Raw genomic sequence first — 13,534 nt, forward strand, 5'->3', positions numbered from 1 at the left:
GTTCAGCTCTCCCTTTCCAGAACGGGGCCGCGGCTGGCGGCATCGAAGATGAGACGGGCGCCACGGAAGTCGTAGCTCGCAAGGCAGCGGTCCAGCGCGGCCAGCAGTTCGGGATCCAGCTTGCCCTGGCATTGCGACAGGGCCTGGGCGAAGCTGTCGTAGTCGTCGCTGTCCAGGGCCTCGCGCAGGTGGCTGGGGTCAGGACTTGCCACCGGCTGGGGCCCGGGCGTTGCACGTGGCCCGACGGTGGTGGGCGCGGCATCGGGCATCAGCTCGTCGATCTGCTGGAAGGCCTGGCCGATGGCCTGCTGCAAGGCCTGCAGCGCCCCGGCAGCTTCATCCTGCAGGTCCGGATCCGTGCTGGTGGTCTCCAGGCGGGCCGCCGTGGCGGCGAGCTGCTCCAGTCCCAGCAGGGCGGCAGCGCCGCGCAGCTTGTGGGCGTAGGCGGCGCGGGCCTCGCTGTCGTCGGGCAGCTCGTCGGCACTGTGGCTGTAGGCGGCCGAGAAGCGCAGCAGGGCGGCCTGCCAGGCCGGCTCGTCGCCGAAGGACTGCAGGCCGCGCGTCCGGTTCAGCAGCAGCGGGGCCGCCCCCTGGGGCGCGGCGCCGGGCGCGGGGATCGGGGCGGCCGGGGCCTGCAGGACCTCGAGGATGGCGAGGACCAGCTCATCGGCCGTGTAGGGCTTGGCCACGAAGCCGTTGACGCCGGCGGCCAGCGCCCGCTCGCGCTGCTCCCGGAAGGCGCCGGCGCTCAGCGCCAGCACGGGCAGGCTCACATGGCGCGGATTGCGGCGCAGGGCGCGCGTGGCGGCATAGCCGTCGAGCACGGGCATCTGCATGTCCATGAGCACCACGTCCACCTCTTCGCGGCCCTCCAGGCGCTGCAGCGCTGCGCGGCCATCCTCGGCCTCCATGACGGTGGCCCCCTCGCGCTGCAGCATGCGGGCGGCGACCTCGCGGTTGATGTCGCTGTCGTCGACCACCAGCACGTGCCAGCCCTGCAGACGAGGCTGGCCGGGCTCGCTGCCCGGGTGGTGCTCGACCTGCCCGCGATGCCCCTGGGCGGCCAGCACGGCGTCGTAGAGGCTGGAGGCAGTGACGGGCTTGGTCAGCACGGCGTCGACCAGGGACTCGGTGTCCTGGCCGCGCAGCTCGTTGCGGTCGTAGGCGGTGACCATCACGATGATGGGCCACTGCCCCGCCTCCCGGTGCTGCTCCCGGATGCGGCGCGCGGTCTCCAGCCCGTCGAGGCCGGGCATGCGCCAGTCCAGCACCAGCACGTCGTAGGGCCCGTCGCCGGCCTGCGCCAGGCTGGCCAGGGCCGCCTCGCCGGAGTCGACGGTCTGCGCGCGCCAGCCCAGGCCCTGGGCGGTCTGGCGCAGCACCTGGCGTGCGAGGTCGTGGTCGTCGGCGATGAGCACGGACAGCCCGCCGCCGCTGCGGCGTACGGGGAGGTCGGTGCTGGCGGCCGGCAGGCTCAGCTCGAAGCTGAACTCGCTGCCCCGGCCAGGCTCGCTGTCCACGGTCAGCACGCCGCCCATCAGGGCGACCAGGCGTGAGCTGATGGCCAGGCCCAGGCCGGTGCCGCCGTAGCTGCGCGTGGTGGAGTTGTCGGCCTGGTTGAAGGCCTCGAAGATCACGGTCTGCTTGTCCCGCGGGATGCCGATGCCGGTGTCGCGCACGCTGAAGCGCAGGCGCCGCGGGACGCCCTCGGCCTCGCCATCGTCCAGCCGCTGCACGCTGAGCATGACCTCGCCGCTGGGCGTGAACTTGAGCGCGTTGCTGAGCAGGTTGGTCAGGACCTGGCCCAGGCGCAGCGCATCGCCCACCAGGTACTCCGCGCCGGCCGGCGCATGGCCGATCAGCAGCTCCACCGGCTTGGTGCCCAGTACCGGGGCCATGATGGAGGCGAGGTTGTCCAGCACGTCGGCCAGGCGGAAGGGCGCCTGCTCCAGCTCCAGACGCTCGGCCTCGATCTTGCTGAAGTCCAGCACGTCGTTGACGATGGCGAGCAGGCCCTGGCCGGCGCCGTGGATCTTGCCCGCCATCTCGCCGGCCTCGCCGGTCAGCTGCTGCTGCTGCAGCAGGTAGGCCAGGCCCAGGATGGCGTTGAGCGGCGTGCGGATCTCGTGGCTCATGTTGGACAGGAAGGCCGACTTGGCGAGGTTGGCCTGCTCGGCCGCCACCACGGCGTCCTGCAGCTGCGCCGTGCGCTTGAGCACGAGGCTTTCCAGGTCGGTGTTGAGCTCCTGCACGCGCAGCTTGGCCTCGATCTCGGCGCTGATGTCCAGGTTGGTCCCCACCACCTGCACGGGCTGACCCAGGCGGTTGCGTTCCAGGATGGCTGCGGCCTTGATCCAGCGCACGCCGCCCCGGTCCAGCGTCACGCGGAAGACCGGCGCATAGCTGCCCTCGCCGCGGACCAGGCGCTGCAGCTGGCGCTCGGCTTCGGCGATGTCGTCCGGGTGCACATGGGTGCGCCAGTAGTCGTAGAACAGGCCGTGCTGGCGCTGCTCGGGCGGCAGGCCGTAGAGCTCGCACATGCGCTCGTCCCAGAAGAGCTGGTTGTCGCCCAGCTGCCAGATCCAGATGCCGATGCCCGCGGCGTCCACGGCCAGCTTGAAGCGGGCGTCGTGCCGCTTCTCGTCGGTGACGTCACGCGCGGTCTTGGCTGCGCCGATGACGTGGCCATTGGTGTCCCGCACGGGCGACACGGTGACCGCCACGTCGATCAGCCGCCCGTCGCGGCGCCGGCGCACGGTATCGAAGCGCGGCACGACCTCGCCCCGCGCGATGGTCTCCAGGATGCGCCGCTCTTCGGGCTCCTGCTCCTCGGGGATGACCAGCGCCGTCATGGGCTGGCCCAGGGCCTGCTGCGCGGTGTAGCCGAAGATGCGCTCGGCCGCCGGATTCCAGCTGGTCACGCGGCCCTGCAGGTCCTTGCCGATGATGGCGTCGCTGGAGCCCTCGACGATGGCCGCCAGCCGCTCCATGCCGGCCTGCGCCAGGCGCCGGCGCATCAGGGCCAGCAGCGCCACGTGCAGCAGCAGGGCCATCAGGGCGGCGCCCAGCAGCACCAGGAAGGCGGCCCGGCCCGGGGTCAGGGCGTCGGTCTCGGGCATGAACTCGGGCGTGATCGCCGCCTCGATCTGCCAGGGGCGGCCGTAGACCGCTAGGTTGCGTTGCAGCTGCGGGCCGTCAAGCACGGCCTGTTCGAAGCGGGGCGAGACGAACAGCGGCGGCGATCCCGGCTCCTGGCTGGCATCGCGGATGCGCAGCAGCAGGCCCCTGGGCACGGCGCCCAGCTGCTGCAGCACCTCGTCCATGGCCAGCGGGCTGAAGGACAGCGCGTAGGCGGCCGCCCGTCGCTCGCTGACCGTCTCCAGCGGGCGTCCCGGGCCGTAGATGGGCAGGATGAAGAGCATGCCCTGGCTGGACTTGCCCTTGGCCTGCACCAGGGTGATGGGGCGGGAGAGGATGGCCTGGCCGCTGTCGATGGCCAGCTGGGCGGCATCCCGGCGGTGAGGCTCGGAGGCGATGTCCAGGCCCACGGCCTCGGCGTTGCCGGCCACGGGCTCCAGGTACTGGATGACCAGCCGGTCGCCCGCGTGGGGCGCCATCTGGCGGATGGCGAAGTCGGCCCAGCCATCGCTGCGGGCGGCGCTCAGGAAGGCTTCCTCACCCTCCCGCGGCACCCGGCGGATCATGCCGAAGCCCCGTGCGCCCGGAAACTCGCGGTCAAGGTCCCGCGAGTCCATATAGCTCCGGAAACGTTCCCTGCTGATGAGCTCCGGCCCCGCCGCGATCACGGCGCCACGGGCCCCGCGCAGGCCGAATTCGTAGGTGCGCATGCGCTCCAGCAGCGAGTCCAGCACGGTTTCGGTGGTGCTGGCCAGGCGCTGCTCCCGCTGCGCGCGCTGCTGGTCGGCCAGGCGGCGGTCCACCCAGGTCGCCAGCACGATGCCCAGCGCCATCACGAGCAAGGGGCCGGCCAGGCCGGCATGCCAAGGCTTCATCGCTCAGTCCTGCATCAGCGGATGCGCAGATCGACGCCCTGTCGGTGCCGGCCTGCCACCATGGAACCAAGTTGCTCGGATTGGCCGCTGTCTCTCCCTGTGACCTCTGGCGCGCCTGCTGCTAGGGCCTGCGCTGCCCGGGTCCGGGCCATCCGAGACCGCAGGGTAGCGTGGCCGGCGGACCTTGTCTCGCCAGTGTTGTGACATTTTTTGCAGCTGATACCAGCATCAATGACAGGTCATGACTGTGCGATCTGGGGGTTTCTCTCTAGTTTCGCTATCGAATCCCCTGATCGCACGCCCTGCCGCCTCGGGGAGAATCGGCGCGACGATATGGAGACAACAATGGAGAAACCCTGGCTGAAGAGCTATCCGGCAGGCGTTCCGGCTGAGATCCATGCGGAGCAGTACGCTTCCCTGGTCGAGCTGATGGACGCTGCGTTCAAGAAGTACCCGGACCGGCCAGCCTACAAGCTGATGGGGCGGACCCTCAGCTTCGCCCAGATCGACGAGGCCTCGCGCGCCCTGGCGGCCTATCTGCAGGGGCTGGGCCTCGAGAAGGGCGACCGCGTCGCCCTCATGATGCCCAACATCCCGCAATACCCGGTGGCCGTGGCCGCCGTGCTGCGCGCCGGCTTCGTGGTGGTCAACGTCAACCCGCTGTACACCCCGCGCGAGCTGGAGCACCAGCTCAAGGATGCCGGCGCCCGCGCCATCATCATCATCGAGAACTTCGCCGCCACCCTGCAGCAGGTCATCAACAACGTGCCGACCAAGCACGTAGTGCTGGCCTCCATGGGCGACATGCTGGGCTTCCCCAAGGGCCTGATCGTCAACTACGTGGTGCGCAACGTGAAGAAGCTGGTGCCGGCCTTCGAGCTGCCCCAGGCCGTGCGCTTCAACGACGCCCTGTCCCGCGGCCGGAGCCAGTCCTACAAGACGCCCAAGGTGGCGTCCAGCGACATCGCCGTGCTGCAGTACACCGGCGGCACCACCGGCGTCAGCAAGGGGGCCGTGCTGCTGCACCGCAACCTCGTGGCCAATGTGATGCAGTGCGAGGCCTGGTACCTGCCGGCCCTGGCGAAGGTGCCGCAGGGCGAGCAGGTGGTGTCGGTCTGTGCGCTGCCGCTGTACCACATCTTCGGCTTCACCACGAACATGATGCTGTCCATGCACACGGGCGGCTGCAATGTGCTGATTCCCAATCCGCGCGACCTGCCGGGCGTCTTCAAGGAGCTGGCCCAGCACCGCTTCCACAGCATGCCTGCGGTCAACACGCTGTTCATGGCCATGGCCAACCACAAGGACTTCAACACGGTGGACTGGAGCCACCTGGTGATCTCCGTGGGCGGCGGCATGGCCGTGCAGCAGGCCACGGCCAAGCTGTGGCTGGAGAAGACCGGCTGCCCCATCTGCGAGGGCTACGGCCTCTCCGAGACCTCGCCCGTGGCCAGCTGCAACCCGACGGATTCCAAGTCCTACACCGGCACCATCGGCCTGCCCGTGCCCGGTACCGAGATGAAGCTGCTGGACGACGACGGCCACGAGGTGCCGGCTGGTGGCACCGGCGAGATCGCCATCAAGGGCCCGCAGGTGATGGCCGGCTACTGGCAGCGCCCGGACGAGACGGCCAAGGTCATGACGGCCGACGGCTTCTTCCGCACCGGTGACGTCGGCCAGATGGACGAGCGCGGCTACTTCAAGATCGTGGACCGCAAGAAGGACATGATCCTGGTCAGCGGCTTCAATGTCTACCCGAACGAGGTCGAGGACGTCATCACCCAGATGCCGGGCGTGCTCGAGTGCGCCGCCGTGGGCGTGCCGGACGACAAGGCCGGCGAGGCGGTCAAGGTGGTGGTCGTGCGCAAGGATCCGAACGTCACCGAGGCCGATGTCCGCGCCTTCTGCGAGGCCAACCTGACGGGCTACAAGCGCCCCAAGATCGTCGAGTTCCGGACCGACCTGCCCAAGACCCCGGTCGGCAAAATCCTGCGTCGCGAACTGCGGGACAAAAAGTAGCACTTTCCCGACGGTAGGTCTTCTGGGTAACGCGTAAGCTCCCGCCCAGGAGACTTTTGCCGTGTTGGACCAGAGCTATCAGAAAACCGACGCCGGCCGCGCTGAAATGAAGGTGCGCCAGCTCGTCAACGCCCGCGCCACCCGCAACCTGCTGCTGGTGATCGACGCCAGCAAGTCCGCCCGCCAGTGGCTGGGCCTGGTGCAGGGCAGCACCGAGGCCGATGTCCAGCAGCTGCTGGACCTGGGCCTCATCCGGGCCGCGGGGGCGGCGCCTGCTGCCGCGCCATCTGCCTCGGCACCTGCACCTGCACCGGTACCGGTACCGTCACCCGCGGCCCCGGTCGCTGCGCCGGCCGTGGCCGCCGTGGGCGAGCCCCAGCTGGACTACGAGCAGCTCTACGCCTACCTGACCCGCCATGCCAAGCAGTACCTGGGCCTGATGAAGGGCTACAAGGTGGTGCTGGAGGTCGAGCGCTGCAGCGGCCTGCCCGAGCTGCAGGACTACGCCCGCCGCTTCGTCGAGATGGTGCGCGAGGCCCAGGGCGATGATCTGGCCGAGCAGGTCAAGCGCGCCATGGGCATGCACTGAGCACCGGCTTGAGGGCGCCGGCTTCTTTGGCACACTGGCGGGTTCCGGCGACCTTTCCCTGAACCCTGTCCATGCCTCCACGCTTCTTCGTCGACACCCCCCTGGCCGGCCCGGCCGAGCTGAGCCTGCCCGCCACCGCCGCCCGCCACGTGCAGGTGCTGCGCCTGCAGCCTGGCAGCCCCCTGACCCTGTTCGACGGCTCGGGCGACGAATGGCAGGCCGAAGTCACCGCCATGGGCCGCAGCGAGGTGCGCGTGCAGCTGCAGGCCCGCCAGCCGGTCAACCGCGAGCTGGCCACCGCCCTGACCCTTTGCGTGGTGATGCCTGCCAATGACCGCATGGACGGCATCGTCGAGAAGGCCACCGAGCTGGGCGCCGTGGCCATCCAGCCCCTGATGAGCGAGCGCTCGGTGCTGCGCCTGCAGGGCGAGCGCGCGCAAAAGAAGCAGGCGCACTGGCAGGGCGTGGCCATCGCCGCCGCCGAGCAGTGCGGCCGGGCCCGCGTCACCCAGATCCATCCGGTGCAGACCCTCTCGGCCTGGCTGGCGGGCCTGGACGCCGCGGCGCCTGCCCGGCGCTGGCTGCTGAGCCCTACCGCTGCACGCCCGCTGCACGAGCGCGCTGCTGGCGAGCCTCAGCCCACCCTCGTCCTCAGCGGTCCCGAGGGCGGCCTCAGCCCCGCCGAGGAGCAGGCCGCCCGCGAGCGCGGCTTCGAGGCCCTGCAGCTGGGCCCGCGCATCCTGCGTGCGGACACCGCCCCCTTGGCCGTGCTGGGCTGGGTGGCTTTGCAGCAGGGCTGAGTTCCAGGCCCTGCCGCATCAAGGGTCAAGGCACGAGAACGCCATGCTGGATGTCTACCTCGGCTCGCGCCACGGCGGGCTGCGCCTGCAGTTGTGCGAGCGGGATTTCGCCGGACGCTGGGACCTTGTCGAGTACCTGCAGCAGCAAGGCGTTCCCTTCGACTTCTATCGCGACTTCCAGATCGATGCCGACCGCGCGGGCGCGCTGGCCCGACACCTGGCGGGCCTCCTGGTCTCGCCGCTGAACAAGGAGCAGTCGGGGCTGCTGGCGCTGTATGCGCTCCTGCTGGAGGCGGCACTGGGGCGGCAGACGCTCTGCTTCATCGGCGACTAGAGTAGCGAGGCCGGCGCAGGCAGCAGATCAGGTCTGGTGTTAGCCTCGCGGCCTCGCCCCTCGAAAGCCGCCATGAACCCCGCGCTGATGCTGCTGACCCTGTGCCAGGGTCTGTTCCTGACGAACAACGTCACTTTCATCGCCATCAACGGACTGGTGGGCCTGGCCCTGGCGCCGGTGCCCTGGATGGCCACACTGCCGGTGTGCAGCTATGTGGCGGGCGGGGCCCTGTTCGCGCCTCTGGTGGCGCGGCACCAGCGCGCCTGGGGGCGGCGGCGCGGCTTCCAGGTGGCGGCGCTGGTGGCGGTGATGAGCTGCTCGCTGGCGGCCTTTGCGGTCAGTGAGCGCAGCTTCTGGCTGGTGGTGCTGGCCACGCTGCTGGCGGGCTACTACAACGCCAGTGCGGGCCTCTACCGCTTCGTGTCGACCGAGCTGGTGAAGCCCGCGCGCCGCGAAACCGCCATCTCGTGGGTGCTGGCCGGCGGCCTGCTGGGCGCGGTGGCCGGGCCGGCGCTGGCCAAGTTCAGCCGGGACCTGCTCGTGCAGCCCTTTGCCGGTGCCTACCTGGCCCTGGTGGGCGTGGCGCTGCTGAGCCTGCTGGTGGTCTCGCTGATTCCCTTCCCGCCCCTGGCCGAGTCGCAGCCCGGCGCGGCCACGGGCCGCTCCTGGCAGCAGCTGATGCGGGAGGAGCCCTTCTTCCTCGTGGCCATCGCGGCCTGCTCTCTGGGCTATGGGGTGATGAACCTGCTGATGGCCGCCACGCCCATCGCGATGAAGCAGTGCAGCCTGCCCTTCGACAACGCCACCTTCGTGCTGCAGTGGCACGTGCTGGGCATGTTTGCGCCCAGCTTCTTCACCGGCCACCTGATCCAGCGCGTGGGCGTGCTGCCGGTGATGGCGACGGGGCTGCTGCTGAACCTGGTCTGCGTGGGCTTTGCCCTGAGCGGGCAAGACCTGACCCATTTCCTGGGCGCCCTGCTGGCCCTGGGCGTGGGCTGGAACTTCCTCTTCGTGGGCGGCACCACGCTCTTCACCCGGGCCTACCGTCCCGAGGAGAAGACCCGGGCGCAGGCCACCATGGAGGTCTGCATCAACAGCACCATGACGCTCACCGCCTTCAGCTCCGGCGCCCTGGTGACGGCCGGGGGCTGGCAGCGCATGGCCCTGGGTTCCTTGCTGCCGCTGGCCCTCATCGGCCTGGCGCTGGCGGTGGGCGCCCACCGCCTCATTCAGCAGCGCGCGGCTTCTCCCGTGCCGAACCCTTGATCAGGTCGAAGCGGAACAGCCGGCACTCGATGGGGCCGTTCCACATGGGCACGCGACGGTTTTCCTTGAGCCGCATCTTGGTGGGCAGCTTCATGTCCGGGCACAGCAGCCAGGCGGTCCAGCCGGCGGGGTTCTCGGTGTAGCTGCGCTTCCAGTGGGCGGCCAGGCGGGGGAAGAAGTCATCGTCCGCATCACGCTGCTCCGATCCGCTCGCTTCCCGGACCGCGGCGGCCTTGCCCCGCACCTCGATCCGCTCGCCGTAGGGCGGGTTCATCATGATGGTGCCGGGCATGCCCTCGGGCAGCTTGGGTGCGGCGCGCTCCAGGGCGTCGCCGCCATTGAACTGGATGTATTGGGCCACGCCGGCGCGTTCGGCATTGCGGCGGGCGAAGTCGACCATGCGGAAGGCGACGTCGCTGGCGAAGATGGGCACGGCCGGCGGGTGCACCCGGGCCTGCGCCGCCTGCTTCATCTCGGCCCAGCGGGCGCGCAGGGGCTGGAAGGGCAGCTGGCGCTCGAAGGCGAAGCGGCGCTGGATGCCCGGCGCGATGCCGCAGGCGATCTGCGCGGCCTCGACGGGGATGGTGCCCGAGCCGCAGCAGGGGTCGTGCAGGGCGCCGCCGGTCTCCGGCGTGCCGCGCCAGCCGGCCGCGGCCAGCATGGCGGCGGCGAGGGTCTCCTTCAGCGGGGCGTCGCCCTTGTCCACGCGCCAGCCGCGCTTGAAGAGGGGCTCGCCGGAGGTGTCGACGTACAGCGCGGCGCGCTCCTCGCCGAGGTGCAGGACCACGGGCAGGTCGGGCGCGCGGGTGTCCACGCTGGGGCGCTCGCCGGTGGCGTCGCGCAGGGCGTCGCAGATGGCGTCCTTGATGCGCAGGGTGGCGAAGTTCAGGCTGCGCAGGGGCGAGCGCTGGGCGGTGGTGTCGACACGGATGGTGTGCTGCGGGCCGATCCAGCGGTCCCAGTCCACGCGCCGGGCGAGCACGTAGAGGTCGTCCTCGTGCCGGTAGCCGCCCTCGATCAGCTCCACCAGCACGCGCTGGGCGAGTCGGCTCTCGAGGTTGATCTGCATGACGTCCTCCGCCGTGCCCTGCACCGAGCAGCCGCCGCGCATTGCGTGGATGCGGCCGCGCGGCAGGATGCGTTGCAGCTCCTCCTCCAGCAGAGGCTCCACCCCACCGGGGCAGGAGACGAAGAGGTACAGCGTTTCAGGGCGGGACATGGCGGAACTTCGGCGTGCAAAGCGCCTATTGTCCCAGGTCCCCCGGCCCCCGCGTCATCCGCCGGCGCGCGGCGTGCCTGCCGGCCAGCCCTGCACCAGGGCCTGGAAGTCCTGCAGGGCCAGCGGGCGAGCGTACAGATAGCCCTGGAAGGCATGGCAGCCCTGCTGCTGCAGCGCCTGGCGCTGGGCATCGGTCTCCACGCCCTCGGCGATCACGTCCAGCCCCAGGCTCTCGCCCAACTGGATCACCGCCCGGGCGATGGCCATGGCATTGGGCTCGGTGACGAGGTCGCGCACAAAGCTCTGGTCGATCTTGAGCTGGTCCAGGGGCAGGCGCTTGAGATAGGCCAGCGAGGAGTAGCCGGTGCCGAAGTCGTCCAGCGAGAAATGCAGGCCCAGGCTTCGCAGGGCCACCATCAGGGCGATGACCTGCTCGACGTTCTCGACCAGGGCGCTCTCGGTGATCTCCAGCTTGAGCTTGTCGGTGGGCGCGCCGCTGCGGGCCAGCAGCTGCTGCATGAAGCCGAGGAAGCCCTTCTGGCGGAACTGGTGCGCACTGACGTTGACGGCCAGCGTGAGCCCCGCCATATGCGGCTCGCGCGCCCACAGCCCCAGCTGCGCGCAGGCCTGCTGCAGCACCCATTCGCCCAACTGGGCGATCAGGCCGGTGTGCTCGGCCAGGGGGATGAAGCGGGCCGGCGAGACCCAGCCCAGCACCGGATGGTTCCATCGCAGCAGGGCCTCGGCCCCGACGATGCGGCCCCGATCGTCTACCTGCGCCTGGTAGAAGAGCTCCAGCTGCTGGCAGTCGATGGCCTGGCGCAGGTCGGCCTCCAGGGCTGTCAGCTCGGCCATGGCGGCCTGCGTGGCCGGGTCGAAGAAGCACAGGCGGTTGCGGCCCGCGGCCTTGGCCTGGTACATGGCGTGGTCGGCATGCTTGAGGAGGTCCTCGCTGCTGCCGGTGTCCCCGCCCCAGATCACGATGCCGATGCTGGGCGTGCTGTGGTGCTGGTGGCCGTCCAGCTGGTGGGGCTGGCCCAGCACGCGCAGCAGCTTCTCGGCCGCCGCTTCGGCATGCAGGCCCGCCACCTCGGCGTTCTGGCCGAGGTCGTGCAGCACGACCACGAACTCGTCCCCGCCCCAGCGCGCGATGGTGTCCTCGCTGCGCAGGGCGGCCTGCAGGCGGCGCGCCACGCCGACCAGCACGCGGTCGCCCATGCCATGGCCCAGGGTGTCATTGAGGGCCTTGAAGTTGTCCAGGTCGATGAACAGCACCGCGCCATGGCGGTGATTGCGCCGGTTGATGGCCAGGGCCTGGTTGAGGCGGTCCAGCAGCAGGCGCCGGTTGGGCAGGCCGGTCAGGGAATCGTAGAAGGCCAGCTGTTCGATCTCCGCCTCGGCCTTCTTGCGTTCGGTGATGTCGCGGGTGAGGCCGATGAACAGCGGCTCGCCGTCCTGCAGGATCTCCGAGACCGCCAGGCTCATGGGGAAGATGCTGCCGTCCTTGCGCCGTCCGTTGACATCACGGCCGATGCCGATCACATGCGGCACCTGCGTGTCCAGGTAGCGGCGCACATGCCCGGCATGGTGCGGGCGTTCGGCCTCCGGCATCAGCAGCTCCACCCGCTGGCCCACCAGTTCCTCGGCGCTGTAGCCGAACATGCGGCAGGCGGCCGGGTTGATGGCGTCGATGCGGCCCTTGGCGTCCATGGTGATCATGCCGTCGACCATGTTGTCCAGGATCGCCTGGGTGTGCTGCGCATGGGCCTGCAGCTGCGCCTCTGCCCGCTTGGCCGCGCTGATGTCCATGTGCGTGCCGACCATGCGGGTGGGGCGGCGCTCGGCATCGCGCGCCATGATGCGGCCGTTGGCGTGGATCCAGACCCAGTGGCCGTCACGGTGGCGCAGGCGGTAGTCCTGGGTGTACTGGGACAGCGCGCCGGACAGGTAGCGCTGCAGCTGCTCCTGCACGACGGGTCTGTCGTCCGGATGCAGTCGATCCTCCCAGGCCCGCACATGGTCCTCGATCTCGTGCGGGGAATAGCCCAGCATCGCGCACCAGCGCCTGTCGAAGCGGGTCTCGCCGCTGACGAGGTTCCAGTCCCACAGGCCGAGAGCCGCGCCCTCCAGCGCCAGGGCGGTACGGGCGGCGCTGTCGCGCTCGCTGCGCCGCTGCTGGCGCCGTTGCAGCTCCACCAGGCGCCGGCGCCGCTGGTAGAAGAACAGGCCCAGGGTGGACAGCAGGCCCAGGGCGGCGCCGGCCAGCACGGCGCTGTACAGCTGGCGCCGCCAGAAGCCCTCCACGCTGCGCATGGAGCGGCCGACGGCCACATACAGGCGCTGATCCAGCCAGAGACCCTCCGGGGACACGGTGCGCGCGGCCACCAGGCGCAGGTCATGGCTCAGCCGCGACTGCTGCAGGTGCAGGCTGGCCGGCAGGCCGCCGCGCAGGTGGTGCTCCAGCACAGAGCCGGGCTGGTCCAGCACATTGCGGGAGATCCAGTCCTCCACATGGGGCTGGACCGCAAACATGGCGCCACTCTCATGGGCGATGGCGGCCCAGGTGTCCTCCGAGGGCTGGACCGTGGCCAGCACCAGCGAGAAGTAGTCCGGGTCCAGGCTGGCCACGATGACGCCCTGGTAGTGGCCCTCGGCGTCATGCAGGGTGCGGGCCAGCGCCACGCTGCGGTCGTCCAGCAGGGTCTGGAACGGCGGGGTGACATGCAGCAGCCCCTCCTGCGGATGCCGCCGGCTCTGGCGGACATAGGGGCGGTCCGAGACGTCGCGGCCCAGCAGCTCGGGCATGGACGAGACCTGCACACGGCCGCCGGCATCGACGACCAGCAGCAGCCGCACACCGGGCATGGCGCGGGTGAGGGTCTGGAGCATCGATTCGCCGTCGGCCTGCTTGTGTGCCGGGCGCCAGCGCGGGTACTCGGCGTCCACCGTCTGCAGGGCGGCCTGGATGGCGATCAGCTGCTGAGAGACGATGCCGTCCAGGGTCTGGACCAGGCTCTGCAGCTTCTCGCCTTCATGGGCGCGGGCGACCTGGCGTTCATTGAGCAGCCACAGGCCCTGCAGCAGCCAGGTGCACAGCAGGCCCAGGCACAGCCACAGCCAGGCATGCCAGGGCCTGAAGCGTGTGCTGCCCGACCCTTCAGCCGACAGGGCCGCGTCCGCGGGCGCCAGCCGGTCGGCCGAGATCGCAGCGGAGGAAGGGGGGGACTGCATGACCATGGCGCAAAGACTCGCCACCATAGCGAGCGCCAGGTGGCCGAGGCTTGATGTTGGTCA

8 protein-coding genes are annotated in these 13,534 nt (G+C 70.3%); 5 read left to right on the forward strand and 3 right to left on the reverse strand.

Going from position 1 to position 13,534, the window contains the following annotated elements; all coding sequences use genetic code 11:
• Positions 1–2: 2 nt before the first annotated feature.
• The gene (locus ABDJ40_RS17150) at positions 3–4,013 is read right to left on the reverse strand and encodes a CHASE domain-containing protein (protein WP_347611587.1); all 4,011 of its coding nucleotides are present in this window, start codon (positions 4,011–4,013) and stop codon (positions 3–5) included.
• 345 nt (positions 4,014–4,358) lie between these two features.
• Between ABDJ40_RS17150 and ABDJ40_RS17155 the strand changes: the two genes are divergently transcribed.
• The 5 genes from ABDJ40_RS17155 (at position 4,359) to ABDJ40_RS17175 (ending at position 9,021) form a co-directional block, all read left to right on the forward strand.
• On the forward strand, positions 4,359–6,032 hold the full coding sequence (locus tag ABDJ40_RS17155; RefSeq protein ID WP_347611588.1) for a long-chain-fatty-acid--CoA ligase: 1,674 nt from the start codon (positions 4,359–4,361) through the stop codon (positions 6,030–6,032).
• A gap of 61 nt (positions 6,033–6,093) precedes the next feature.
• Complete coding sequence (locus ABDJ40_RS17160; RefSeq protein ID WP_347611589.1) at positions 6,094–6,621, forward strand: hypothetical protein; 528 nt, start codon at positions 6,094–6,096, stop codon at positions 6,619–6,621.
• A 71-nt stretch (positions 6,622–6,692) separates the two neighbouring features.
• Entirely contained in the window at positions 6,693–7,421 is a 729-nt protein-coding gene (locus ABDJ40_RS17165) for a 16S rRNA (uracil(1498)-N(3))-methyltransferase (RefSeq protein ID WP_347611590.1), read from the forward strand.
• Between the two features lie 43 nt (positions 7,422–7,464).
• Positions 7,465–7,755, forward strand: a complete 291-nt coding sequence (locus ABDJ40_RS17170) for a hypothetical protein (protein ID WP_347611591.1) — start codon at positions 7,465–7,467, stop codon at positions 7,753–7,755.
• A gap of 72 nt (positions 7,756–7,827) precedes the next feature.
• Positions 7,828–9,021, forward strand: coding sequence for an MFS transporter (locus ABDJ40_RS17175; RefSeq protein ID WP_347611592.1), 1,194 nt, complete (start codon positions 7,828–7,830; stop codon positions 9,019–9,021).
• Here ABDJ40_RS17175 and ABDJ40_RS17180 read toward each other — a convergent pair.
• On the reverse strand, positions 8,981–10,240 hold the full coding sequence (locus ABDJ40_RS17180; protein ID WP_347611593.1) for a THUMP domain-containing class I SAM-dependent RNA methyltransferase: 1,260 nt from the start codon (positions 10,238–10,240) through the stop codon (positions 8,981–8,983). The two genes, ABDJ40_RS17175 and ABDJ40_RS17180, sit on opposite strands and share 41 nt — an antisense overlap.
• A gap of 54 nt (positions 10,241–10,294) precedes the next feature.
• Positions 10,295–13,471 carry a bifunctional diguanylate cyclase/phosphodiesterase gene (locus tag ABDJ40_RS17185; protein WP_347611594.1) on the reverse strand — a complete coding sequence of 1,059 codons (3,177 nt, stop codon included), beginning with the start codon at positions 13,469–13,471 and terminating at the stop codon, positions 10,295–10,297.
• Between the last annotated feature and the right edge of the window lie 63 nt (positions 13,472–13,534).

Source organism: Roseateles flavus (assembly GCF_039872765.1).
In the GTDB taxonomy this organism is placed as follows: domain Bacteria; phylum Pseudomonadota; class Gammaproteobacteria; order Burkholderiales; family Burkholderiaceae_C; genus Roseateles_B; species Roseateles_B flavus.